18 protein-coding genes and 5 tRNA genes are annotated in these 24,549 nt (G+C 58.5%); 1 reads left to right on the forward strand and 22 read right to left on the reverse strand.

Features of this window, described 5'->3' with window-relative positions; translation table 11 throughout:
• Nucleotides 1–149: 149 nt before the first annotated feature.
• From mqnC to SH664x_RS15895, 21 genes are all read right to left on the reverse strand, one after another.
• Entirely contained in the window at nucleotides 150–1,298 is a 1,149-nt protein-coding gene (mqnC, locus tag SH664x_RS15795; RefSeq protein ID WP_437202513.1) for a cyclic dehypoxanthinyl futalosine synthase, read from the reverse strand.
• 232 nt (nucleotides 1,299–1,530) lie between these two features.
• Nucleotides 1,531–2,385, reverse strand: a complete 855-nt coding sequence (locus tag SH664x_RS15800) for a TIGR03067 domain-containing protein (protein ID WP_437202515.1) — start codon at nucleotides 2,383–2,385, stop codon at nucleotides 1,531–1,533.
• Between the two features lie 368 nt (nucleotides 2,386–2,753).
• A complete protein-coding gene (locus tag SH664x_RS15805; protein ID WP_437202517.1) occupies nucleotides 2,754–3,707 on the reverse strand; it encodes a D-alanyl-D-alanine carboxypeptidase family protein in 954 nt (317 codons plus the stop codon).
• Nucleotides 3,708–4,196: 489 nt separating this feature from the next.
• The gene (locus SH664x_RS15810; protein WP_437202519.1) at nucleotides 4,197–5,654 is read right to left on the reverse strand and encodes a PepSY-associated TM helix domain-containing protein; all 1,458 of its coding nucleotides are present in this window, start codon (nucleotides 5,652–5,654) and stop codon (nucleotides 4,197–4,199) included.
• 161 nt (nucleotides 5,655–5,815) lie between these two features.
• A complete protein-coding gene (locus SH664x_RS15815; RefSeq protein ID WP_437202521.1) occupies nucleotides 5,816–6,325 on the reverse strand; it encodes a hypothetical protein in 510 nt (169 codons plus the stop codon).
• A complete protein-coding gene (locus tag SH664x_RS15820) occupies nucleotides 6,325–7,251 on the reverse strand; it encodes a DUF1559 family PulG-like putative transporter (RefSeq protein ID WP_437202523.1) in 927 nt (308 codons plus the stop codon). The genes SH664x_RS15815 and SH664x_RS15820 overlap by 1 nt, the downstream gene beginning before the upstream one ends.
• A gap of 460 nt (nucleotides 7,252–7,711) precedes the next feature.
• Complete coding sequence (rpoC, locus tag SH664x_RS15825) at nucleotides 7,712–12,037, reverse strand: DNA-directed RNA polymerase subunit beta' (RefSeq protein ID WP_437202525.1); 4,326 nt, start codon at nucleotides 12,035–12,037, stop codon at nucleotides 7,712–7,714.
• A gap of 85 nt (nucleotides 12,038–12,122) precedes the next feature.
• Entirely contained in the window at nucleotides 12,123–15,830 is a 3,708-nt protein-coding gene (gene rpoB, locus SH664x_RS15830) for a DNA-directed RNA polymerase subunit beta (protein ID WP_437202527.1), read from the reverse strand.
• 595 nt (nucleotides 15,831–16,425) lie between these two features.
• Nucleotides 16,426–16,842, reverse strand: coding sequence for a 50S ribosomal protein L7/L12 (rplL, locus tag SH664x_RS15835; RefSeq protein ID WP_437202529.1), 417 nt, complete (start codon nucleotides 16,840–16,842; stop codon nucleotides 16,426–16,428).
• A gap of 93 nt (nucleotides 16,843–16,935) precedes the next feature.
• Nucleotides 16,936–17,466 carry a 50S ribosomal protein L10 gene (rplJ, locus tag SH664x_RS15840; RefSeq protein WP_437202531.1) on the reverse strand — a complete coding sequence of 177 codons (531 nt, stop codon included), beginning with the start codon at nucleotides 17,464–17,466 and terminating at the stop codon, nucleotides 16,936–16,938.
• 89 nt (nucleotides 17,467–17,555) lie between these two features.
• Nucleotides 17,556–18,260 (reverse strand): 50S ribosomal protein L1, encoded by a 705-nt coding sequence (gene rplA, locus SH664x_RS15845; RefSeq protein ID WP_437202532.1) that lies wholly within the window; start codon nucleotides 18,258–18,260, stop codon nucleotides 17,556–17,558.
• A 65-nt stretch (nucleotides 18,261–18,325) separates the two neighbouring features.
• Nucleotides 18,326–18,757, reverse strand: coding sequence for a 50S ribosomal protein L11 (rplK, locus tag SH664x_RS15850; protein ID WP_437202533.1), 432 nt, complete (start codon nucleotides 18,755–18,757; stop codon nucleotides 18,326–18,328).
• Between the two features lie 122 nt (nucleotides 18,758–18,879).
• The gene (gene nusG / locus SH664x_RS15855; protein ID WP_437202535.1) at nucleotides 18,880–19,560 is read right to left on the reverse strand and encodes a transcription termination/antitermination protein NusG; all 681 of its coding nucleotides are present in this window, start codon (nucleotides 19,558–19,560) and stop codon (nucleotides 18,880–18,882) included.
• Nucleotides 19,561–19,628: 68 nt separating this feature from the next.
• A complete protein-coding gene (secE, locus tag SH664x_RS15860; RefSeq protein ID WP_437202537.1) occupies nucleotides 19,629–20,075 on the reverse strand; it encodes a preprotein translocase subunit SecE in 447 nt (148 codons plus the stop codon).
• A gap of 144 nt (nucleotides 20,076–20,219) precedes the next feature.
• Nucleotides 20,220–20,292, reverse strand: a tRNA-Trp gene (locus SH664x_RS15865).
• A gap of 71 nt (nucleotides 20,293–20,363) precedes the next feature.
• Nucleotides 20,364–20,519 (reverse strand): 50S ribosomal protein L33, encoded by a 156-nt coding sequence (rpmG, locus tag SH664x_RS15870; RefSeq protein ID WP_437202538.1) that lies wholly within the window; start codon nucleotides 20,517–20,519, stop codon nucleotides 20,364–20,366.
• Nucleotides 20,520–20,651: 132 nt separating this feature from the next.
• A complete protein-coding gene (gene tuf / locus SH664x_RS15875) occupies nucleotides 20,652–21,848 on the reverse strand; it encodes an elongation factor Tu (protein WP_437202540.1) in 1,197 nt (398 codons plus the stop codon).
• Between the two features lie 169 nt (nucleotides 21,849–22,017).
• Nucleotides 22,018–22,090: transfer RNA gene (locus SH664x_RS15880), tRNA-Thr, on the reverse strand.
• 111 nt (nucleotides 22,091–22,201) lie between these two features.
• Nucleotides 22,202–22,272 (reverse strand) — tRNA-Gly (locus SH664x_RS15885).
• A gap of 63 nt (nucleotides 22,273–22,335) precedes the next feature.
• Nucleotides 22,336–22,417: transfer RNA gene (locus tag SH664x_RS15890), tRNA-Tyr, on the reverse strand.
• A 48-nt stretch (nucleotides 22,418–22,465) separates the two neighbouring features.
• Nucleotides 22,466–22,537 (reverse strand) — tRNA-Thr (locus tag SH664x_RS15895).
• Nucleotides 22,538–23,294: 757 nt separating this feature from the next.
• Between SH664x_RS15895 and SH664x_RS15900 the strand changes: the two genes are divergently transcribed.
• Nucleotides 23,295–23,618, forward strand: a complete 324-nt coding sequence (locus SH664x_RS15900) for a branched-chain amino acid aminotransferase (RefSeq protein WP_437202542.1) — start codon at nucleotides 23,295–23,297, stop codon at nucleotides 23,616–23,618.
• A 251-nt stretch (nucleotides 23,619–23,869) separates the two neighbouring features.
• Here SH664x_RS15900 and SH664x_RS15905 read toward each other — a convergent pair whose 3' ends face one another.
• The gene (locus tag SH664x_RS15905; protein ID WP_437202543.1) at nucleotides 23,870–24,469 is read right to left on the reverse strand and encodes a 3-isopropylmalate dehydratase small subunit; all 600 of its coding nucleotides are present in this window, start codon (nucleotides 24,467–24,469) and stop codon (nucleotides 23,870–23,872) included.
• Between the last annotated feature and the right edge of the window lie 80 nt (nucleotides 24,470–24,549).

The raw sequence follows: 24,549 nt of genomic DNA on the forward strand, positions 1-24,549 counted from the left end.
TCACAGCCTCTGATTCTGAAATCAATTCGGCAACAGCGTGGAGACAGGTGACTCTTTTTGTCTCTTCCCAGCCGGAGTCTGGAGTGGTGGAAAGCTCTGTTCCCGTGACGAGGATCGATCAGTCGAATCATCCGGGACTGGAACGCGAATCAAACAACCGGCGCAGGTTCATCGAGATACTCATAATGCACGTTCCGTTGACGCGGGATGTAACCGGCATCCTGGATGCACCGCCGGATCGCGTCCAGCGACAGGTGGAACACGGTTCCCGCCTGCGAGACCACGTTTTCTTCGATCATCAGGCTTCCCATATCGTTGGCCCCGAAGAACAACGCCAGCTGGCCGATTTTCTCGCCCTGCGTGACCCACGAGGATTGGATATTCGGAATGTTATCGAGATACAGCCGGGCCACGGCCTGCGTCTTGAGATATTCGAACGCTCCCGCTTCGTGCAGCTGCGACATGTCGACGCCCCCTTTGCGACCAGCATCAGCATCTTTCCCGAACCAGGGAGCCTCGGCGGGAGGCTGATGCGTCCAGCAGATGAACGCGGTAAAGCCACCGGTCGCGTCCTGCTGACGCCGCAGCCGGTCCAGATGCTCGATCCGTTCTTCCAGCGTTTCCACATGACCAAACATCATCGTGCAGGTGCTGCGCCCCCCGAGTTCATGCCAGGCCTGATTGACTTCCAGCCAGCCGTCCGTCAGCACTTTGCCACGGGTAATCTGCTTGCGCACGCGATCCACCAGAATTTCACCACCCCCGCCCGGCAGACTGCCGAGTCCCGCGTCCATCAGCCGCTGCAGAACGGTCTTGAGGGGCAGCTTGCTCAACTTGTGAAAGTGCCACAGTTCCGGCGGGCTAAAGCCATGGACATTCAGTGTGGGGAACCGGGACTTCATCGACCGCAGCAGATCTTCATACCACTCCAGCGGCAGCTGCGGGTGGAGTCCCCCCTGCAGCAGAATCTGATCCCCTCCCAGATCGAGCGTCTCCTGAATCTTCTGAAACAGGACTTCCTCGGTCAGCACATAGGCTTCCGCGTGACCGACCGGCCGGTAGAAGGCGCAGAAGTCGCAAACGGCCGAGCAGACGTTGGAATAATTGATGTTCCGGTCAATGTTGTAGCTGCGGTACGGCCCCGGATGCAGCCGGTTGGTGACCGCCAGCGCGGCCTGCCCGAGCGCGGTGAGATCGTTGGATCGCAGCAGCGCGACTCCTTCTGCGGGAGTCAGCCGCTCACCCGCGACCGCTTTCTCCAGAATGTCATCGACGTGAGAGGGCACAACTGAAATCATGGCGTATTTGCAGTGCAGAAACTGTCGGCGGTCGGCCGACGCGATGGGACCATCGTCAGGTGCGGGTATGGTAGGACAGATTCACCTGAAATCCCAGATTCCCCTGAAAAAACCGCGACACACATCAGCGAATCACCATTTTTCACGGCCAGAATGTGTATGAACCCAAGAAAAAAGAGACCGCCCGGAAGGGACGGTCTCTCTCAGTTTCGCACTTCGCCCACAGGCGGGATTATTGAACTTTCCGTCCCAGCCCCAGTCGACCGAAATCATCGGCGAACACCAAGTCGGTGGGGGAAATCGAACGAATCGTCACTCCCATCAGTGTTCCCACCCGATTCAGATGCTGGGAGGCAAGCACCTGCAGCAGCAGGCGGCCGTGGTCGATCCGCCACGTGCCCGTCGACATCGGAGTTTCCACAAAGATCTGCTTGTACAGCTTGGATTTCTCGACCTGGCGGGTCGTGGTGTAAGTCCCGTCGGCCCGATATTGCACCACGAGTTCGCCGCCGTGGTCATCATAAATCCAGGTCCCGACCAGCATCCGGGCCACGTCGGCATCACTCAGCACGACTTCGGCCGGATGTGCGGGGGCCGGCGTGGCGGGTGTCGCCGGCACGGGGGCCTGGGCGGTCACCGGGACAACCGGCACGGTGGCCGACCGCTGCAGAACCATCAGCATCCGCTTGCTCCCCGGCTCGGCGGAGAAGTCCGAAGGTGGTTCTTTGGCGTCGTGATCTGCCAGACAGACCACCAGCTTCTGCCCCTGAAACTTGAAGATCCCTTTCACCTGCGATTTGTCGACATCGGTGATCGTGATTCCCTTCGGCTCGCGTGCAGCGTCGATCGAAAAGATCCGGGCATGCTTTTCCTTGTCCACGTGTGAGGTGAACAGGATCGCACCATCTTCAATGTCGACCTTTCCTCCCGATGGCAGCCATTCAGGAATCGCTGCGGGCGGAATCACCTTGCCATCTTCGACAAGTTCCACCACCGACCACTGACCGTTCATCGACTGGGAATCAGCCGCCCGAAGCGAGGTTCCGCTTCCCAAGAGACCGGCCAGAACCAGAGAAATGCACATCATCCTGATCACGACATTTCCTTCCGTGAAATGAGTTGAAACGCTTTCAGAACCGACACCTCGCGCTGCCCGATATCGACTCGACAGGTGACGCTCTGCGGTGGGGGGGCCCGGGTGCAGCACCACAAAAAGCAATTTCGGCAGCCACAGCCAGGTTCCGGAAATATAGAATCCGCACGCGACGCCGTCCAATGTTCACGGCCCCCCGCGCTCTCCCTCCGAAACAGACGCTGGTCGATCTCGCCCCGATGACTCGAGCATTCAGACTTTCAATTCAACCGTGCTCGCCACCCGGCAGTGAGTCCTTCAGGTGACGAAACGCTGGCTGCACGGGGAACGGGAAGTGCCTTCGGCTCCGGCGTCTGCAACCCTCAGTTGCTGTCGCCGACCGTTGGCTGATGCCCCCGCTTCAGCCAGGCCCATCGATAGAGGTTCTGGCTGTCGAGATAGCGGCCCGAGGAAGTCTCCGAGCCCAGCACAACGACGAGCAGGTGGTCTTCCCCCCGATGGCCGCTGGAGACCAGACAGGCGTTGGCCTGTGGAGTGGTTCCAGTCTTGATGCCATCGAACCCCTGAATTCCCAGCAGCTGATTGGTGTTCTTCCAGGTGATCTGGCGGCTCTCTCCTGCAGAATTTCGGACGGTCGACGTGTGCTCAACGGTGCCGACGTAGTCCCGAAACCGGGGAATCTGCATGGCGGTATGCGCGAGCTTAAGCAGATCGCGCGGAGAAGTCGTTCGATCATCGCGTGTCCCGCCATCGCCGAAAGGACTGCGGTAGACCGTCTCTTTCATGCCCAGTTGCGTGGCGTGCCGATTCATCTCGGCGATGAAATTGGACCGCGATGTCGCTGCTCCCACGACTCCTGTGGGGGGCTGCAAGCGATCATTGAAATGCTCTGCCAGGGCGTTGCCGGCATCATTTCCCGAGGGGAGCAGGAGCCCGTACAGACACTCGCGAACAGGAAGACTTTCGCCGGCGTGAATGTCGGCAGTCGACCCGGTCGTGGCGTCCGCCAAGGGAGAGAAAGTGACCATTTCTTCCAGAACGCCCGGATCTTTCTCAGCCAGTCGCAGGACGACATAAGCGCACATGATTTTCGTAGTGCTGGCGGCCTTGACCGGTTCTGCTTCCCGGTGCCCCCACAGAAGTTCTCCGGTCTTGCCGTCGGCAATGGCCCAGTTCCGGGCGGAGACAAAAGGTGGGCCGCTCAGATCATCGGGAGGAGCTTTGTCGGCAGCCCACGAGACGGGCAGTCCCCCGCCCACGCACAAGACAACCATGAGCAGCAAAGATCGAAGCGACGGCAAGGGGATGGAGGACATGGCGGCAGCTCCAAAAGGAGAGTGCAGAATGTTGTTGAGAGGCAGGAACGTTCACAGCGGGTCTCGACCCCTGATGACTGCAGCCCATCACAATTGAACCGTGACGCGAGACCTCATGCCTGGGAAGGGCAAGGTCCCCCCCCTGTTCCGCGCAGTCCGTGTCGAATGGAATGAATGACAGCCGTTCACGAGTCAATGAAGAGTCGTGCAGAAGCCTGAATGGCCCCGCTTCGGGCGCACCGCTGGCGGCCATTCTGCAACGCATCTCTCCGGATGTCTACGCCCTCACTGCAGCGAGGGGAGGCGATTGCGCGAAATCAACACGACAAAACGTGAACTCACAATAAAATGAACTCATCAATAACGCTGCCGGAAGACTCCCTCAAATGCAAAACGCTCCGGCCTCGGCAGCCAGAGCGTCCCAATTTCGATGTGTTTCAACCGCACTGTGGTCGTTCGCTGCGGCCGGATGATCGGGTGACCGTCGGCTCACACTCCCGGCGTGGATGGCTGGGCGCGGCGGTTCCTCATCGTTTGCCACATCCAGTCCCAGACCAGCACCAGAATGATGCTCGCCCCCGCGACCGGCATGAGCAGACTGAGCAGAGCGATCAGCAGGACCATCCCACTTCGCAGGGGAACCCCCGTCCGCTTCGGCAAACCCGACTCTCCTCGCGGCCGACGCTCCCACCACATCCACAGCCCCGTCAGTGGCATCGAAAACAGGACCAGCATCGAGACCATCCAGAGCGCCTTGGAGTACTGTCCGAACACGCTGCCGACGTGAAGGGGATAAGTCCACGTATGCCACCAGTAACGAGGGTTGTCCCAGAGATGGCTCTCTTCGTGGATTTCCCCCGTATCGGGGTCCAGATGCAAGCCGGTCGACTGCATCGGCCCCCAGGTGGCTCTCGCATAATCGTTGATCGCCGAGACATCATATTCCGGATGTCCGCTGGTCGGCATCGTCACGGTGAGATCGCGATCGGGGTAGAGTTCCCGCGCTTTGGCGACAGCCGCATTCAGAGGAAACTTCGGCGGAGGGACCTCCTCACGCTGACGCTCGCCGGCATTCCTCTGCTGCTCCCCCCGGGCCGGCTCCCGCATGGCGGCGATCGCCATTTCAGGATGATTCAACAGGAAGAATCCCTGACTCCAGATGTAGGCGTAAAACAGGCCGGTCACCGTCACCAGCAGAATCACAGGAGTGAGATAGATCCCCACCACCGTATGCAGATCTCTCAAGACCACATAGGTCTTCCCTCTCAATCGTGGCCACCAGACCCCCTTGTCGTTCCACTTCTTCGGCCACCACAGGTAGATCCCCGTCACTCCCAGAATCACCAGCCAGCTGGTCGCCAGTTCCACAAACAACCGGCCAGTTGTCCCGATCCAGAGATTGCGGTGCAGCGACAACGTCCCCCGGAAGAATCGTTGATAGGCCTCCTGCGGCGCGGTGGTCCCCTGCACCACTCCCGAATACTGATCCACATAGTAAGTGGTCTGATTGCCCCGCCCCCTTCCACCACGTCCCCGCTGCGGTGGCGGATCTCCCGGCTTGGGAGGAACGCGAAACGTGAGCATCGCCGCCCGTTGCGGATCTGCAGAGAGAAAGATCCGCGTGAATTTCTTGCCGGCAGCCTCTTTCTCGTTCTCCACAGCAGCAACCAGATCCTCCGGCGGGAGTGTCTCTGGCCCCACCTGCTGGACGTAGATTGCGTCCCGGAAAACCCAGTCGACGATCTCCGCGCCGTAGATGTAAATGGCCCCCGTCGCAACGACAACCAGTAACAGCGGAGTCGTCAGCACACCCGCGTAAAAATGCCAGCGCCAGATCGTGCGATAGTAACTGGGAGTACGCTCGGGCTTCGACACTTTCGCTGCATCTGGGACCGGAACGGTCGTGGACGGCTCTGCGGGCTGGGTTTCCAGAATCTGCGTCGACATGAGACTGACCGTGAATGAATGAAGAGGAACTGGAGAAGACATCCCTGCCGCGCAGACACGGAACAGATTGTTCCTTCATGTCCGCTTATTACGGCTGTCTGCAGCACAGCCGGAGCCCCCAGCAGCAGGGCCCTGCGTTCGACCGCTGCCTGTCTGCGAACTCAATTGGCGGTGTCGAACGGAGTCCGTGGGCGCGGGCGTTTTGACGCATTGCTGAGCGCCGCCTGCAGCTTGTCGCTCTGAATCTCGATCACGGGGAGTTCGTTGTTTCCCGCTTCAATCCTGACCGTCCACGGAGAGGAATCCGGTTTGTCATATTCCCCACCGAGAAGGTCAGTGAAATCTGCTTTGAAGGCATCCTGTCGAAGCACGACCGTCACGCGGTATTCCCCCGGCGGAACGCCGTCATCCGGTTGATAGGTCCGCAGCCGGAACGTTCCATCCTCACGACTGATCCCCCAGGGCTTCGACTCTCTGACATCCAGCTGCCCCTGCAGGGGATGCAGCGTGATAATGGCATGTTTGCGAGGTTCGCCGTTGATCAGAATTCGGCCCTGAGCGGGGTACGTCTTCGCCTGCCAGGAATTCGCACGATGGCAAGCAGACAATGTCGCGAGGCAGAACAGAGAGAGACAACACAGCAGCGGCCTGAAGGTGGGGGGAGTGCTCATCAGAATTCTCCCACGGTCTCGCCGCCATTGATGGAAGAAAGCGCCGACAGGATGGTCATCGACGTGTTCTCCGACAAGAAGCGGACGCCGCCATCAGCCAGCAGCATCTGCACCCCACCCGTATGAAACGAGTACGGGGCAGCGTAGCCATTACAGACGTTCACCACCGCGCTGCCGGTGTAGGCAATGACCGCGGAGCCTCCCGAGAGGTCAACGGCAGCTCCAAACCACCAGCCAGCATTCTGGTGAGAGGTCCAGCCGTCCTTCGACTTTCCATAGTTCGTGGTGTTGTTCGTGTTGCTTTCGTAACCCCGGATCAGATAACGGGCCCGGCCGGCCGATTCGTAATGCATGCAGGTATTCGACAGGCCGTCGGTGATGTCGCGGATCTGGGCCGAGAAGTTCTGATTAAACAGCGACTGGTGATTTGCATAATCACTGGCGCTGCGAATCACGGAATAGGCTGTCACCTGCTGTCCGATCGCCGGCAAAGTCTCGAGAGCAAAGGGATCCGAAGGACAGGTGTAGACGGTCGGCATTTTGTCATAGAGAGGCTGATTCGCCGCGTCATCCCAAGGCTTGTTGTAGTCATACAGATTGGCCAGCGCTCCCTGATCGAGATACGGAAGCAACGCAATCGCCCAGTTCGCATTGGTCTTCTGCCAGGAACGGGGAAAGGCGGAATGCACATCGTGGTAGTTGTGCATGGCCAGACCGATCTGCTTCAGATTGTTTTTGCATTGGCTGCGACGGGCCGCTTCGCGGGCCTGCTGCACCGCGGGGAGCAGCAGAGAAATGAGCACCGCGATGATGGCGATGACCACCAGCAGTTCAATCAGCGTGAATCCTGTTTTCCGGGAGTTCCGCTGGAGCAGGTGCAAGACGACAGGCGAGCTGGCAGTGCTCGTATCACCAAAGTGAGGCATGGTTATTCACTCGAAACGGGTTGGCACAACGATCAGAACAGACGAAGCCGCGTTTGGGCATTTCAGGGCTGAGGCAAAGAAGAGCCTCGAAGCTGGCGTCTGGCTGGCCACCCCGGTCTGGTGAAAAGCGCTCACCAAACAACATGAGATTGAGTCTCAATATCACACAGATTATCGAGGAGCCGGAGATTGTCAACCAAACCTCACCGCGACTTCTAAAAAATCGGGAAGACGACGAACTCAAGCAACACCAGAGAGCCCTCGCAACAGCTCTCCCCACGCCCCCTCCGCTGGCAGCCCTCCACAACCCCCGGCAGACATAGCAGTTGCATCCACTTCCCCTGGGACAATGTTGTGGCCCGGTGCGCACAAAAAAAGCCCCGGCTGTGTGAGCCGGGGCTTCATTGCTGTGCAATATTGGACCGTTGGTCACTCTCAAGGGAGAGCGGCCTCAAGTTGATCACTCGTCCGGAGAAAGGTCTGAGAGTGAGGGGACGTCACCGGTGTTCGGAGGGAACCCCGGAGGAATCAGTCCTTCTTCGTTCTCGCTCAGCAGTTCGCGACGGGCAGCCAGAATCCGGGCATGCTCTTCACGAAGTTCCTGCTGGGCTTCCGGACGGATCCGGACTTCTGCATTCTGGTGCACCTTGAAACCGGTACCGGCCGGAATCAAGTGTCCGAGAATCACGTTTTCTTTCAGACCAACGAGGTTGTCCGACTTCCCGGCCAAAGCGGCTTCGGTGAGCACTTTGGTCGTTTCCTGGAAGCTGGCCGCCGAGATGAAGCTTTCGCTCTGCACCGCCGCCTTGGTGATCCCCAGCAGCTGCGTGCTGGCACTGGCAGGACGGGGCCGACCGTGCTTCACGGTCTTTCCACCAGAAGCTTCGATCTGCTCGTTCACTTCTTCGACGGTTTCCAGCGGGACCACATCCCCGACCTGGAACTCGCTGTCACCCGGATCGGTCACCTTGACGTTATCCGCCAGGGCCCGATTCACACGGCGGAATTCCCATTTGTCGATAACGACCCCCGGCAACAATTCGGTATCACCGACGTCGTCGACTCGCACCTTGCGGAGCATCTGCGAGACCACAAGCTCGATGTGCTTGTCGTCGATACCCACGCGCTGGGCGCGGTAAACGTTCTGGATCTCGTGGAGCAGGTACTGCTCAACCGCTTCTTCGCCGCTGACCCGCAGAATGTCGTGCGGAACCAGAGGCCCACGAACGAGAGCGTCACCGGCCCGCACCATGTCGCCGGAATGCACCAGCACGTGCTTACCGTGCGGAATGATGTGTTCCACATCGGTGCCGTCGGCTCCGTGCACCACGATCACCCGCTTACCCCGCTTGCGCTCGGCAACCAGCTCGACTTCACCATCGATCTCGGCGATGACCGCCGGATCTTTCGGCTTGCGGGCTTCGAACAGCTCGGTGACCCGCGGCAGACCCCCGGTGATGTCCTGGGTTCCCGACGCTTCACGCGGCTGCTTGGCGAGGATCGCCCCGGCGGAGACCTGCTCCCCTTCCTTGGCTTCCACGTTCGCCCGCTCAGGCAGGTAGTAGTAGTCGAGAATCTTGCCGGTGCTGTCTTCGAGAATGATCTGCGGATGCAGGTCACCCTTATGCTCGATGACGACACGACGCATGTGACCGCTGGCATCCTTCTCGGACTTGATCGAACGTCCTTCGATCAGGTCTTCGTAGCGGACGCGACCACCCACTTCGGCCAGAATCGGCACGGAGTGCGGGTCCCACTGGCAGAGCACCTGTCCTGCCTGGACATGTTCGTCTTCCTTCACCATCAGCACCGCACCGGCTGGCACGTTGTACTTTTCGAGTTCCCGGTCTTTCGGGTCGATGATGATGATCTCCCCCTGTCGGGCCAGCACGATGTTCTGACCTTCGGAGTTCACCACGCTGCGAATCCGGGCGAATTTCACCGTTCCGGACTTCTTGGTCTTCAAATCGCTTTCTTCCAGTTCCTTCGACGCCACCCCCCCGATGTGGAAGGTTCGCATCGTCAGCTGCGTACCGGGTTCACCAATACTCTGGGCAGCAATAATGCCGGTCGCCAGACCTTCTTCAGCGAGCAGACCGGTCGAAAGGTCCATCCCGTAGCACAGCTTGCAGAGCCCGAGCTCCGCTTCGCAGGTCATCGGGCTGCGGACCTGAATACGCTCCAGTCCCATCTCTTCGATGCGACGGGCGATGGCGTGGGTAATCAGCTCGTCTTCGCGGACGATCACTTCGTCGGTAATCGGGTCGACGATGTTCGTGCGGCTGACGCGACCACGAATGGCCTCGGCCAGACTCACTTCCACCTTTTCACCACGATAGAGAACTCCGCGGGTCACCCCCTTGGTGGTGCCGCAGTCATCCATCGTGATGACGAGGTTCTGGCAGATGTCGGCCAGCTTACGGGTCAGGTAACCGGAGTCCGCCGTCTTGAGAGCGGTATCGGCCAGTCCCTTACGGGCACCGTGCGTCGAGGAGAAGTACTCCAGCACGGTCAGACCTTCGCGGAAGTTCGACTTGATCGGTGTTTCGATGATCTCGCCGCTCGGCTTGGCCATCAGACCACGCATCCCGGCCAGCTGTCGAATCTGTTCGAGTCCCCCTCGTGCACCCGAGTCTGCCATCAGGTAGATCGGGTTCACATAGGCCCCTTCATCGCGGACGTCGTGTTCGAGGTCGCGCTTCATGGCCTCGGTGATCTCTTCGCGAGCATGCGTCCAGATGTCGATCACCTTGTTGTACCGTTCCTGGCCGGTGATCACACCGCGGTCGTACAGCTTCTGCTGCTTGACCACTTCCGCTTCCGACTTCGCAATCACGGATTCCTTGTTGGGAGCGACCACCAGGTCGGTGGCACCGAAGGAGAGGCCGCTGCGGGTCGATTCCTGGAAGCCGATCGCCTTCATCTTGTCGAGCAGCTCGATCGTGGCGCGCTGGCCGATAATCAGATGGCAGTCGGAGATCACGTTCTGCAGGTCCTTGCTCTTCAAGGCCATGTTGTAGAACGGCATCCGCGGGTCGAGGATGTCATTGAAGATGACACGCCCGGCCGAAGTTTCGATCAGGCCTCCCGCCTTGAAGCTGTCGGCCCCTTCTCCCTTGACCTTCTTGTCACGCGGGAGCCGGACCTTGATCGTAGCGTGCCGGGAGACTTTCCCCTGCTGATAGGCGGTGATGCACTCCTTCAGCGAGGCAAAGGTCATCCCTTCACCTGGTCGATTCAGACGACGCAGGGTGCAGTAGTAGCAACCCATCACGATGTCCTGCGACGGTGAAATAATCGGGGCACCGTTCGCCGGGCTGAAGATGTTGTTGGTGGACATCATCAGCGTCGTGGCTTCGACCTGGGCTTCAATCGACAGCGGCAGGTGGACGGCCATCTGGTCGCCGTCGAAGTCGGCGTTGAAGCCTTTGCAGACCAGCGGATGGATCCGGATCGCGTGACCTTCCACCAGCACCGGCTCGAACGCCTGAATCCCCATACGGTGCAGCGTGGGAGCACGGTTCAGCAGCACGGGGTGATTGGTGATCACCTCGTCCAGAATGTCCCACACCTCTTCATCGCGACGTTCCAGCATGCGCTTGGCCGACTTGATCGTGTCGGCATGGCCCAGCTCTTTCAGACGGCGGATGATAAAGGGCTGGAACAGTTCCAGCGCGATCTTCTTGGGCAGACCGCACTGATGCAGATGCAGTTCCGGACCGACCACAATGACCGAACGGGCGGAGTAGTCGACGCGCTTACCGAGCAGGTTTTCGCGGAAACGCCCCTGCTTCCCCTTGATCATGTCGGTCAGCGACTTCAGCGGGCGGTTCGAGGAACCGAGCACCGGGCGCTTGCAACGTCCGTTGTCGAACAGGGCGTCGACCGACTGCTGCAGCATGCGCTTTTCGTTGCGGACGATCACTTCGGGAGCGTTCAGATCGACCAGCTTCTTCAACCGGTTATTGCGGTTGATGATGCGGCGGTACAGATCGTTCAGGTCGCTGGTGGCGAAGTTTCCGGATTCCAGCATAACCAGCGGACGCAGGTCGGGCGGAATCACGGGAACGCAGTGCAGCACCATCCACTCGGGACGGTTGTCGCTGTCGCGCAGGGCTTCGACAATCTTCAGCCGTTTGATGAGATCTTTGGTCTTCTGCTGGCTGCCGGTTTCTTTCAGCTCCTGACGGAGCCGGGTCGACTCCTCGGCCAGATTCAGACCGCTCAGCAATGAGAAGACGGCTTCCGCCCCCATCTCGATTTTGAACTCCCCTTCCCCGTATTTTTCACGGGCGTCGCGGGCTTCATCTTCGGTCAGCAGCTGGCAACGACGCAGCGGGGTATCGCCTGGGTCAGTCACCACGTATTCCTGGAAGTAGATCACTTTTTCCAGGCTGGTGGTCTTCATGCTGAGCAATGCGCCCAGTCGGCTGGGCATGCTCTTGAAGAACCAGATGTGCACGACCGGGGCAGCCAGTTCGATGTGCCCCATGCGTTTGCGGCGGACGCGACTGTGGGTCACTTTCACGCCGCAACGATCGCAGATCATTCCTTTGTATTTCATGCCGCGGTACTTGCCGCAGGCGCATTCCCAGTCCTTTTCCGGACCAAAGATCCGCTCGCAGAACAGGCCATCGCGTTCCGGGCGATAGGTCCGGTAGTTGATCGTCTCCGGCTTCTTGACTTCACCGAAGGACCAGCTGCGGATGTCATGCGGACTGGCCAGGCTGATCTTGACGGCCCGGTAGTCGTTGACGCGATCGTAAGCACCTTCTCCGACGCTCACTAGACGCTCCTCGTTTAAACAGTGTATGCGGGGCGGGGTTAGCCGGCCTGCCGAAGCAGCACCGGCTGAACAGGTTCAACTTGAGTTACGCGTGGGCTTTTTCCAGCTGCATGTTCAGACACAGGCCGCGGATTTCGTTATTGAGCACGTCGAAGCTGGCCGGGGTGCCGGCTTCGAGAGTGTTCTCGCCTTTGACCATCGATTCGTAAATCTTGGTCCGGCCTTCCACGTCGTCGCTCTTGACAGTGAGCAGTTCCTGCAGGATGTAGGCGGCTCCGTAGGCTTCGAGAGCCCACACTTCCATTTCCCCGAACCGCTGACCGCCGAAGCGGGCTTTTCCGCCCAATGGCTGCTGCGTAATCAGGGAGTAAGGACCGGTCGCCCGAGCGTGCACCTTGTCGTCGACGAGGTGGTGCAGCTTCAACATGTAGATGTAACCGACCGTCGTCTTCTGTTCGAATTTCTCGCCGGTCCGGCCGTCGTGCAGGACAACCTTTCCTTCCTCCGGAAGACCTGCTTCGCGCAGTGCTTCGTGAATCACCTCTTCGGTGGCACCATCGAACACCGGGCAGATCGCCCTGAATCCGAGTTTCCCGGCAGCCCACCCGAGGTGGGTTTCGAGAATCTGCCCCACGTTCATACGGGAAGGCACCCCCAGCGGGTTCAGAATGATGTCGACCGGCGTCCCATCTTCGAGGTACGGCATGTCTTCCACCGGCAGAACCTTGGAGATCACCCCCTTGTTTCCGTGGCGACCGGCCATTTTGTCCCCGACAGAGATCTGTCGCTTCGACGAGACATACACCTTCACCATCTGCAGCACGCCGTTGGGAAGTTCGTCCCCGCGCTTCATGCTGTTCATTTTCTGATCGGCGGTGTCGATCACGTCTTCCACGAACGGCCAGGCATCTTTCATCAGCTTCCGCAGATCGGACTGCTTCTGCGGGCTACGGATGTCGAGCTTGTCGTAGTGGGTATTGAAATCGCGGGCAAACTGCGAAACGAATTTGACGTCGTCAATCGTACGGATCTCGCGGCCGTCATCGTCGGTCAGGTGCTTGCCCAGAGCCCGTTCAAACTCAACCAGAAACTCCTGGAACTTCGCAGCGATGTTCTCGTAGCCTTCCTGCTCGATCCGCTTGGCTTCCTGATCGAATTCCTTGCGTTCGGCCTCGGACAGACTCATCCGTCGCGAGAACTTCTCGGTGTGGATGACGATCCCTTCGACACCGCTCGGAACTTCGAGCGACTCGTTCTTCACGTCTTCCCCGGCTTTCCCGAAGATTGCGTGCAGCAGTTTTTCTTCCGGGGTCAGTTCGGCCTTCGCCTTCGGCACCACTTTGCCGACGAGAATATCCCCCTGCTTAACGCGGGTTCCGATGCTCACGATCCCGTTCTCATCGAGATGCCGGAGCGCCTTCTCGCTGACGTTGGGAATGTCGCGGGTGAACTCTTCGCGTCCCAATTTGGTTTCGCGGATCTCGACGTCGAACTCGTCGATGTGAATCGACGTGTACACATCGTCCTTCACCAGACGTTCGGAGAGAATAATGGCGTCTTCGAAGTTGAACCCTTCCCACGACATGAAGGCCACGAGAACGTTTCGTCCCAGAGCCAGCACCCCGTTCTGGGTGGCAGCACTGTCCGCCAGAATCTCACCCTTCTTGACGCGCTGTCCCAGTGCAACCACCGGTTTCTGGTTCAGGCAGGTCCGCTCATTCAGACCGGTGAACTTCCGCAGCGGGAACCGCTTTCCTTCAACCTCGATGACGTTGGCGTCGACGTAGGTCACCTTACCGGGACGATCCGAGCGGACCACCATCCCGGAGTATTTCGGGATTTCCATTTCCATGCCGGTTCCGACCAGCGGAGCTTCCGTCACCAGCAGAGGAACCCCCTGCCGTTGCATGTTCGAACCCATCAACGCGCGGTTGGCGTCGTCGTGCTCGAGGAACGGAATCAGACCGGCAGACACACCCACCATCTGAGCAGGAGCGACGTCGATGTACTGCACCTGCTTGGCTTCAATCCAGTGCACGTCGTTGTGGTGACGAGCCAGCACGCGCTCATCAACGATCTTTCCCTTTTCCACGTGCGTATCGGCCGGGGCCACGAACACGCTCGATTCTTCATCGGCACGCAGCCATTCGATTTCTTCGGTGACCCGGCCCTTGTCGACCTTACGATACGGCGTGATCAGGAAGCCGTAATCATCCACCTTGGCGAAGATGCTGAGGCTGGAGATCAGACCGATGTTCGTGCCTTCAGGCGTTTCAATCGGGCAAATACGTCCGTAGTGGGAAATGTGCACGTCGCGCACTTCGAAGCCGGCACGCTTCCGGTTCAAACCACCAGGACCTAAAGCACTGAGGCGACGTTCGTGCGTCAGCATGGCCAGCGGGTTGGTCTGGTCGACAACCTGCGACAGCTCGCTACGACCGAAGAAGTACTCGATCGCTGCGGAAACCGACTTCGGATTGACCAGAGTCCGCGGCGACATCTCCTCCACGTCCTTCAGGCTCATCCGCTCCTGAACGGTCCGGCGGAGCTTCAGGAAACCCTTGCGGATCTCGTCCATCGCCAGTTCGTCGATGGTCCGCAGACGGCGGTTACCGAGGTTGTCGATATCGTCCACGTACGCGGTCGGATCAGCGACACGCAACCGCACCAGGTAGCGGATCGCATTCGTGATATCCTCTGCCCGCAGCGTCATTTCATCATCAGGAATATCCTGATTGAATTTGCGGTTGATACGGAACCGACCGACGCGTCCCAGGCGGTAACGATTGACGTCGGAGAACTTCTCTTTGAAAAGGTCCTTCGCCTTTTCCAGTGCCGGAGGATTCCCCGGACGAAGCCGCTGATAGATCTTCAGCAGTGCCTCTTCGTGGCTACAAGTACCGTCTTCGATGACACTATTGAGGACCAGCGGATCGGGTGCATCTTCGATCACCAGTGCCTTCTTGATCCCGGCTTCGGCAATCTCGGCAGCGAGCGAAGCGGAAATCTGATGGCAGCACTCCACAATGATTTCGCCGACCCGTTCCCCGCTCTGATAAACGATGTCTTCGGCTGCGTACTTCCCGGCCAATGCCGACCCGTCTGACCCGACCTTGGTCTCCTTAACTTCATAGAACAGCTTCAGCAGTTCTGTATCCGTGCTGTAATCCGGGCTCATCGCCCGCAGCAGCGTCATCGCCGAAAAACGGCCGCTCTGGTCGATTCGAACGCCCAGAGCGTCCTTCTTCGACACCATGAACTCAATCCAGCTCCCTCGCTCGGGAATGACGCGGCAGGAATAGCTCTTCCGCTCGCCCGGCTCGGCCGACATCACAAAATCGACACCTGGCGAACGATGCAACTGGCTGACGATCACGCGCTCAGCCCCGTTGATGATGAACTCGCCCCCGCCGATCATTACGGGCATATCGCCAAGGTAAACCTCTTCCTCCATCGGCTGCTCTTTGATCAACCGCAGCGTCACCCGAAAGGGCATCCCGTAGGTCAACCGCAGCTGACGACACTCGTTCTGAGTATAACGTGGCTTGCCCAGCTCGTACTTCACGTACTCCAGGCGGTATTGCCCGTCATAACTCTCAACAGGAAAGACTTCCCGGAGAATCTCTTCGAGCCCTTCATCGCGACGCTCGTCCGGCTTGCGTTCCAGCTGCAGAAAACGCGTATACGACTCGGTCTGAATCCGGGTGAGGTCAGAGAGTTCGTGATGGGCTTCAATCTTGCCAAAATGCCGGACGGTGTTAACAGGAACAATACGTTGGTGCGGAATTGGCATGAATGGATCTTTTTTGGCGCGGTAGGTGACGATTCGAACCAGTGGACAAGCAATGCCAGCGTTATGAGCCAGGCCTCAGGATGCCGGGACTCAAAATGCTGGCTGAATGCGGTGGGCCAGCAAGCGGGCCGCGACGCTCCAGCCTGCAGCACAGCACCGGATCTCCTGAACGAGGAGGAAGACAAACGCCCTGAACCAGAGACACGGCAGGGCCACACAGAGGCGCATTGAAATCATATGCAAAATGGATTTCCGCCAGACCGATTTCCGTCAACTTCAGCCCCGTCAACCCGGCTCCCCTTCCGGAACATGTCGACGGCCATAGATCAATGCCGACGGCCACAGAAAAAACTTCCCACAGACGCCCCGCAGAGCGTGCTGCAATCCCTGCGACGCGAAAACCAGACAGAGGAATTCAACGAAATAGCAAGCAGGACTTCCTGTTGCGACCGCTCCACCCCTGACTTCCAATGACGTAGCCTACCACTCGCTGCAAAAATTGCAAGTGGACGGCACGCCCCATGCTGCTAAACGACAAAAACAGGGCGAACCGACGATTTCTCGCCCGTTCGCCCTCTTTGCCTGCTTCGGGAAATTACTTCAGCTCGACTGCGCCGCCAGCTTCTTCGATTTCCTTCTTGAACTTTTCGGCGTCTTCCTTCGAGACAGCCTGCTTCAGCGGCTTCGGCACGCCTTCCACCAGGTCCTTGGCTTCTTTCAGCCCCAGACCGGTGATGCTCCGGACAGCCTTGATCACGTTGATCTTGTTGTCACCGAACTTGGTGAGGATCACGTCGAACTCGGTCTTCTCTTCGACCGGAGCAGCGGCTGCACCAGCGCCCCCTGCAGCCGGGCCGGCCATAACCACGCCGCCGCCTGCCGGCTCGATGCCGTGAACTTCCTTCAGGTAATCTGCGAGGGCCTTCGCCTGCAGCAGGGTCATACCGACGATCTTGTCGCCGAGTTCCTTTGTCGTTGCGTCGAATTCTTTAGCTGGTGCTTCAGCTGACATCGTTCTTTCTCCAGAAATTAATCCACGCCGGCGAATACCGACCGGCTCGGTTGAGTGAATAACTCGGCCGCTTCACTCGGCCGAACCGGGACGCTACGCCGCGTCGCCGCCTTCGTCTTTGTCGGCCAGCGCCTTGAGCTGACCGGAAACCGTGCCTCCAGGCCCCAGCAGCGCACCGGCGAGGCGGGCACCCGGGCTGAGAACCAAGCCAACGATCTGGCCAATCAACTCCAGACGGCTCGGCCCCTTGGAAATGTCTTCAACACCCTGAGAGTCGACACCCTGGCCGTCGACAACTCCTCCCTTGATCGTGATCTTGTCGATCTTCTTCGCCCACTCGGTCATCTCGCGGGAGAGACCAACGATATCTTCTCCGCCCCAGACCAGTGTCGACGGCCCCGCCAGCACGTCATCGACCGAGCCGATGCCACTCTTCGCGAAAGCCAGACGAGCCAGAGCGTTCTTGACCCCCAACAGCTTGATTCCTCGCTTGTCGAGCTCCAGCCGCAGGTCATTCATCGCAATGGCGTCGACTTTCGACGTATCCAGGACGACGAAATCCTTCCGATCACCAATCTTGGCAAGGATCTGGCCGATCATCATATCCTTGACGGGCTTACTCATGGCTACACTTCCAAATTCTTCGAAACAATCGCCCGCTTGAAATCACAGGCCGTGTATATTCCGCAGCACCAAACCCCAGCGAAAGCAACTTAGACCGCGGCAATCTGCACTCCGGGCATCTGAGTCGCCGTGAGTGTAATCGACCGCAGGTACTGCCCCTTTGCTGCCGATGGCTTCAGCTGCTGAATCACCCGCAGCAAAGCATCGACGTTCTCGGCAATCTTCGCCTCGTCGAACGAAAGCTTACCGACGACGCAATGCACAATACCGCCGTCGTCGACTTTGAACTCGACCTTACCAGCCTTGTATTCCTTGACTGCGGTCGTCACGTCCTGGGTCACGGTTCCCGCCTTCGGTGAAGGCATCAGGCCGCGCGGACCGAGCAGCTTACCGAGGGGACCGACCACGCCCATCATGTCGGGAGTCGCAATCGCCACATCGAACTCCAGCCAGCCATCCTTAATCTTATCGGCCAGCTCTTTCCCACCTGCGTGCTCTGCCCCGGCATCGAGAGCCTTCTTAACGTTCTGGTCTTTACAGAACACCAGAATCCGCTGAGCCTTGCCAATCCCGTGAGGAAACACGATCGACCCGCGAACCTTCTGATCGGCATGCTTCGGATCGACACCCAGCCGGACAGCCAGCTCCACAGACTGATCGAACTTGCTGGGTTTCACCCCTTTAGGCAGGGCTGTTTCCAGCTTCTTCAAAGCAGCAACAGCGCCCGCCACGGAGACCACACCGACCTTGCTGGCCGCTTCCTGCAATGCTTTTTGGCGTTTTGATAGCTTCATGACTTCACTCTGTTAGCCGGATTCACTCTGCGGCAGCCACCCAGTACCCAGACCAGGCGGCAGGATTAATCAACGATTGCAATACCCATACTGCGAGCTGTGCCGGCGATAATCTTCGCGGCCTGCTCCACGCTGTTGGTATTCAGATCTTCAAACTTCTTCTGCGCGATGTCGCGGACCTGGGCCTGCGTCACAGTCCCGATCTTCTCAGTGCGAGGATTCGCCGCCCCCTTGGCGACCTGGGCAGCCTGCTTCAGCAGCACCGCAGCTGGTGGGCTCTTCAGCACAAACTCAAACGAGCGATCATTGAACACAGTGATCACAACAGGGATCGTCGTCCCCATCATGTCACGTGTCCGCTCATTGAACTGCGAGACAAACTGCCCAATGTTCACACCGTGCGGACCAAGTGCGGTACCGACAGGTGGAGCGGGAGTCGCCTGTCCGCCGGGAATCTGCACTTTGATTTCAGCGACGATTGCTTTTTTCTTGGCCATGACTGAGCACAGAATTCAGAGATCAGGAATCCACAAATGGCCTGCAGCCATTCCACAAATCAACTCAAAAACAATAACCCGCAACGGACATTCCGATGCGGGCATTCATCGAAACTCGGCCACTAGACCTTCTCAACCTGCCAGTGCTCAAGCTCAACTTCGGTCGGTCGACCGAAAATTTCAATTATGACTTTGACCTTACCCGTCGTGTCATCCATCGAGTCAACCGAGCCTTCGAAACTCTCGAACGCCCCTTCCTTGACCTTCACATGATCCGCAACGGACACGTCAAACTTCACCACAGGCTTGGACGGCTTCTCAGGCTCGCCCGGCTTAACCTCTTCTTCGAGGCCGAGCCAGCGACGCACCTCATGAATCTCCATCGGGATCGGCTTGCCGGCTGCCCCGGTAAAGTCGCCGACACCACCTGTCGACCGAACAAGATGCCAGCTCTCGTCGGTCAAATCCATCTGAATCATCATGTAACCAGGGAGCAGCTTCTGCTCGCGGACCCTGCGCCCGCCCCCCTTGGTCTCTACAACTTTTTCGGTCGGAATAAAGATCTCGCCGAAGTGATCTTCCATCCCTTCCATCTTGATCCGACGAATAATCGAATCCCGAATGGAACGCTCGCGATTGCTCTGCACCTTCAAAACAAACCACCGCATGCGGGGATTGTCGGTACCGAGCCGCTCCGCAATGGAACGCTCAGGCTTGGCAGCCTTGCGCCCCTTCGGCTTTGCCTTGGATTCAGGCTTGATTTCGGAACTGGATTGTTGGTCGTCCATAAGCGAGCCACGCATCTTTAATGATCGCCCAAGATTTTTCAAGCGATCGAGAAATAATCCCTTGCGAATTGACCTTGATTTCCTCAGGCCCCCATCAGCCTCGGATCAAGGAACCGCACGAAGATGAACAGCTGCTGCCAGATGATATCGCAGAAAAACAGATATCCCCCGAGGACAACCATAGTCACCAAGACCACCGCCGTCGCACGCTTCAGATATTCCCAGCTTGCCCACGAGACCTTCTCCATCTCGGCGTCAACAGAAATCAGAAAGTTGGCAAACGTGGGCCAGTTCACCAGCCGATAAGCCAGCCAGACCCCCAAAAGCCCAATCGCAGCGGGAATCCCCCTCCGAATTGGCTCACTGGAGTCAGCCAGCGCCGTCGCATGCAACCGGTAGGCAATCAGGACAGCAGTGACCGCAATGGCCAGTGCCGTGACCTGCCGGACAACCCGCCCCTGAGCCGGCTTATAGGGCCGGACCTGGAACAGCTCGCCGATCAGTGACGTTTCCGCTTTCGCTCGTGCCATCCTGGGCGATTCCTTCTCGTGACAGATTCCCTGCGATCATGCAGGTCTGAAGGTCATTCGAATCCGTTAATAATTCGCAGGCCACCCTGAATCTGCGCTGACCCGCCCACCGGACAAGGCAACCAGACACAGGTACCTCTTCAGCACGGGCGGAGGGACTTGAACCCCCAACCTGCGGATTTGGAATCCGCTGCTCTGCCGATTGAGCTACACCCGTCCGCAGCGGCCCGCGGTCCCCGCACCAGCAGCAGCACTCTGCATCTGGCACCGGAAAACCACGGTGACTGACTACTTTTTGCGAGATTCTTTATGCAGAGTGTGACGGCGGAGCTTCGGGCAATACTTCATCAGCTCCAACCGCTCAGTTCCCCGCATTTCCTTCGGAACACGATAGTTGCGCGAACCCGATTCCGTGCATTCCAGCCAGACGTATTCCCGAGCCATCTCTTACCTCGATATAACGACACCAATCCGACGACTCGCGCGGGCGAATCGCCGGATCATGAGTTCACGCGCCAAGACAGTCAAAAACAGAGCTGACCACCCTCACCCGAGAGTGGCCAGCCATTTCACATACTACAGCAGAATCTTCGTCACGATTCCGGAGCCGACGGTCCGGCCCCCTTCGCGAATCGCGAAGCGGCTACCTTCAACCAGAGCGACCGGCTTGATCATCTCGACTTCGAGCTTCACATTGTCGCCGGGCATACACATTTCGGCGTCACCCAGCAGCTTCACAGCACCGGTCACGTCTGTGGTCCGGAAGTAGAACTGCGGACGGTAGCCACTGAAGAACGGGGTCTTGCGACCACCTTCCTCTTTGCTCAACACGTACACCTCAGCTTCAAACTTGGTGTGCGGCTTGATGGAGTTCGGAGCAGCGAGCACCTGCCCACGCTCGACGTCGTCCTTGGCGGTACCGCGGAGCAGAATCCCCACGTTATCCCCTGCCTGACCAACGTCCATCAGCTTGCGGAACATTTCCACACCGGTACAGACGGTTTCCTGCGTGTCGCGGAGACCGATGATCTGAACCTTTTCGCCAACCTTGATCTGACCCCGTTCAATACGACCGGTCACCACAGTTCCACGACCAGAAATCGAGAACACGTCTTCGATGGCCATCAGGAACGGCTTGTCGACTTCGCGAGCCGGCTCGGGAATGTCTGAATCCAGAGCATCCATCAGCTTGCCGATGCAGGCATTCTTTTCCGGATCAGCCGGGTTATCGAGAGCCGGCTTGGCCGACCCACGAATGATGGTGACGTCATCGCCGGGGAAGTCGTACTTGTTGAGCAGGTCGCGAACTTCCATCTCAACGAGTTCGAGCAGTTCTTCGTCGTCGACGAGGTCGCACTTGTTCAGGAAGACCACGAGAGCAGGCACGTTCACCTGGCGAGCCAGGAGGATGTGTTCGCGGGTCTGCGGCATCGGGCCGTCTGCAGCCGACACCACCAGAATGGCGCCGTCCATCTGAGCTGCACCGGTGATCATGTTCTTAATATAGTCGGCGTGCCCCGGGCAATCGATGTGGGCATAGTGCCGGTTCGGCGACTCGTATTCGACGTGCGACACAGCAATGGTCACCGTCTTGGTCTCATCGCGGACAGTTCCCCCCTTGGCCACTTCCGAGTAAGCGATCGGAGTGGCAAGCCCCTTGGTCGACTGCACTGCGAGAATCGACGCAGTCAGGGTTGTCTTGCCGTGGTCGATGTGGCCAATTGTCCCGACGTTAACGTGCGGTTTTGTCCTTTGAAACTGTTCCTTCGCCATATCAGCGCTCCAAAACTTTCAGATGACTATCTCAATAGAATCCAGGACCGGAAACCCAGACAGTGAATTCCACAGGTTGAATTCAGGCGGCCTGATCTGCCGCAAACACCTAGGTGTCCGCAGCACGCCTGCGGCCGCCTCCTAACGACAAAACCGGACATGACCGGTAAGCTGCTGGTGGGATTTGAACCCACGACCTCGTCCTTACCAAGGACGCACTCTACCGGCTGAGCTACAGCAGCAGACTACTCCAGATAACCCTCCGGCAACAGCACCCCAAAAGGGGCATACCGCTTCCGACGATTATCACCGACGACCCGGGCTTCGTCTGAACTTCCGATCCACTACACAAAAGCGGGTGAAGGGAATCGAACCCTCACCACCAGCTTGGAAGGCTGGAGCTCTACCATTGAGCTACACCCGCAACAATCTCAGCAGAGCCGCCTGCACCTGCCGATGCAGAGGGCACTCTTCACCTCAACTCGAGTGGGGGCGGGTGGATTCGAACCACCGAAGGCAGAGCCACCAGATTTACAGTCTGGCCCCATTGGCCGCTCGGGCACACCCCCCAATTTTGCTGAAAGGCTGGATCCGTTTCCTTTTCCAGCGATCGCAGAAGCTAGCGGAGGGATTCGAACCCACAACCGCCGGTTTACAAAACCGGTGCTCTGCCGTTGAGCTACGCTAGCCGAGAACCGGATCGTAAGCCGCGAAGTATAGCGGCGGACTACCCCCGTGCAAGCACAAATCGTTTCTCTGTGCCGCGTCTCGCATCGACCATTCTAGCGATCACGCCAAACCTCGCTACTCCAGAGCGGTTCACCGGGAAAGGAATTCCCTCTCCACGCAGGGCTACATGGGCCGGATTTGCCCCGCTTCCCGACGCCCCCGCAAGGGGTTTCCTCTGAAGAAACTCTACTCCGCATCGGTGCATCAGGGACTGACACCACCGGCCCCCCTCCAGTTCGCGTCCGAAACGGCTCTACCCTAAAGAGCCCAGCCGTCAACACCTTTCCCGACCCCGAAGTCGACCAACCAACCTCCCCTCCTCTGCGGCCGGGCCCCTTTTCTTCTCCGAAAGCCAGATCAGACGTTGCCGCAACACATCACCGACGTTGCTTTTGCCGCAACAACCCGCAATGTGAAATTCCACAAACACTTAGAACAACAGAACACCCTCAACATCTCCCACAAACGTTGCCCTGAAGCATCACAGCGACCCTTCCTCTGAGCGCTCTGTCAAGAAATTTATCGCGACAATGTCGAGTCGTAACCATCTTCTCCATCGACACTTAGAGAAGGGACAACTGCCCCCAAAAAGCATTCACTGCAAAACCCGGCATTCACCCTGCTTGACACGCAGGACGAACGCTGTGTTTCGGCAACTCACTCCGACGACGCAGCAGGACACTCACCTTCACCGAGACTCACGACCAAGGAAATTCCATGCTGCATCTCACTTCTCAACTCATGAACGACGAGGCAGGCTTTATCGTCTCCGCCGAACTGGTTCTCGTTTCCACAATTCTGGTGATCGGAATGGTGGTTGGACTCAGCGAAGTCGCGAACAACATCAATCAGGAGCTCGAAGACGTCGGGTCGGCCTTCGGCAGCGTCAACCAGAGCTTCCATTTCTCGGGCTTTACGGGACACAAAGGCTCGATGGCGGGCAGCTGCTTCCGGGATCTGGAAGATTATTGCGACGGCCAGTTCGACATCACTTGCGACAGCGGTGCCACTCCGGAAGGGCAGAAGCGTTATGGATGGTAGTCGGAGTGCGGACCGCGATTTACGCCGTGGTCCGCCTGCTTGATCTCCAACCCGTTCGCGTGGATCGCACTTTGCAGAACCCGGCCAGCGCGGCAGCCGAACAGCAAAAACAGACTGTTCGCCGCACGCCGAACCCGGGCAGATGGAAAATCGAAGTGCTCGAATTGCCTCTCCCCAAAAGCAAACGCCCGCCGGAATTTCTCCCGCGGGCGTTTTCGACTTTTCTCCTTCTGACTCAGGCAGCCAGCGGCTCAAACCGACCCGGCAAAACCTGTCAGGTAGGGAAGCTGCTTGGCTTTGGCATCAATCTGGGGCTTGTTCGCCAGCAACTGCCCCAAAAAGTCCCATTGGCCCGTCACGAGTGCCTCGCGGGCACTCTCCGGCATGCTGCAGTCAATGCTCTGCTCTGCGTACCGGACGACCTGAGCATCCAGATCGACCAGAATCGCCAGCTGCGGATTGGCCTGAATCGCGGCGGCCAGATCTTCCAGGTCGTGACGTGACGCACAGACCGCAGGAATCCCTAGCGAAACACAGTTTCCAAAGAAGATCTCCGCGAAAGATTCCGCAACAATCGCCTGAATTCCCCAGCGCATCAGCGACTGTGGAGCATGCTCCCGGCTCGAACCACAGCCGAAATTCCGGCCAGAAACCAGCACGCCGGCATTCTGAAACCGGGCATCGTTGAACGGGTGTTGCGGATCCTGCTGGCGGTCGTCTTCAAAAGCGAACTCGCCAATGCCATCGAACGTGACACAGCGGAGATAGCGCGCCGGAATGATCCGGTCGGTATCAATATCATCGAGCAACAACGGAATGCCGGTGGCGGTGACGGTTTCAATCTTGTGCATGAACATTCACTTCGTAGGGATTCAACACGGACCGGGCTGCAGTCAGAGAAGCGCGCAGCCAGCCGGCCGGAGCAGTCAAT

Source organism: Planctomicrobium aquicomposti (assembly GCF_051466325.1).
Lineage (GTDB): Bacteria > Planctomycetota > Planctomycetia > Planctomycetales > Planctomycetaceae > Planctomicrobium.

Bases quoted from the DNA above. Each gene is read 5' to 3' on its own strand.
- mqnC (WP_437202513.1), bottom strand. From the start codon at position 1,298: ATGATTTCAGTTGTGCCCTCTCACGTCGATGACATTCTGGAGAAAGCG.
- SH664x_RS15800 (WP_437202515.1), bottom strand. From the start codon at position 2,385: ATGATGTGCATTTCTCTGGTTCTGGCCGGTCTCTTGGGAAGCGGAACC.
- SH664x_RS15805 (WP_437202517.1), bottom strand. From the start codon at position 3,707: ATGTCCTCCATCCCCTTGCCGTCGCTTCGATCTTTGCTGCTCATGGTT.
- SH664x_RS15810 (WP_437202519.1), bottom strand. From the start codon at position 5,654: ATGTCGACGCAGATTCTGGAAACCCAGCCCGCAGAGCCGTCCACGACC.
- SH664x_RS15815 (WP_437202521.1), bottom strand. From the start codon at position 6,325: ATGAGCACTCCCCCCACCTTCAGGCCGCTGCTGTGTTGTCTCTCTCTG.
- SH664x_RS15820 (WP_437202523.1), bottom strand. From the start codon at position 7,251: ATGCCTCACTTTGGTGATACGAGCACTGCCAGCTCGCCTGTCGTCTTG.
- rpoB (WP_437202527.1), bottom strand. From the start codon at position 15,830: ATGCCAATTCCGCACCAACGTATTGTTCCTGTTAACACCGTCCGGCAT.
- rplL (WP_437202529.1), bottom strand. From the start codon at position 16,842: ATGTCAGCTGAAGCACCAGCTAAAGAATTCGACGCAACGACAAAGGAA.
- rplJ (WP_437202531.1), bottom strand. From the start codon at position 17,466: ATGAGTAAGCCCGTCAAGGATATGATGATCGGCCAGATCCTTGCCAAG.
- rplA (WP_437202532.1), bottom strand. From the start codon at position 18,260: ATGAAGCTATCAAAACGCCAAAAAGCATTGCAGGAAGCGGCCAGCAAG.
- rplK (WP_437202533.1), bottom strand. From the start codon at position 18,757: ATGGCCAAGAAAAAAGCAATCGTCGCTGAAATCAAAGTGCAGATTCCC.
- nusG (WP_437202535.1), bottom strand. From the start codon at position 19,560: ATGCGTGGCTCGCTTATGGACGACCAACAATCCAGTTCCGAAATCAAG.
- secE (WP_437202537.1), bottom strand. From the start codon at position 20,075: ATGGCACGAGCGAAAGCGGAAACGTCACTGATCGGCGAGCTGTTCCAG.
- rpmG (WP_437202538.1), bottom strand. From the start codon at position 20,519: ATGGCTCGGGAATACGTCTGGCTGGAATGCACGGAATCGGGTTCGCGC.
- tuf (WP_437202540.1), bottom strand. From the start codon at position 21,848: ATGGCGAAGGAACAGTTTCAAAGGACAAAACCGCACGTTAACGTCGGG.
- SH664x_RS15900 (WP_437202542.1), top strand. From the start codon at position 23,295: ATGCTGCATCTCACTTCTCAACTCATGAACGACGAGGCAGGCTTTATC.
- SH664x_RS15905 (WP_437202543.1), bottom strand. From the start codon at position 24,469: ATGCACAAGATTGAAACCGTCACCGCCACCGGCATTCCGTTGTTGCTC.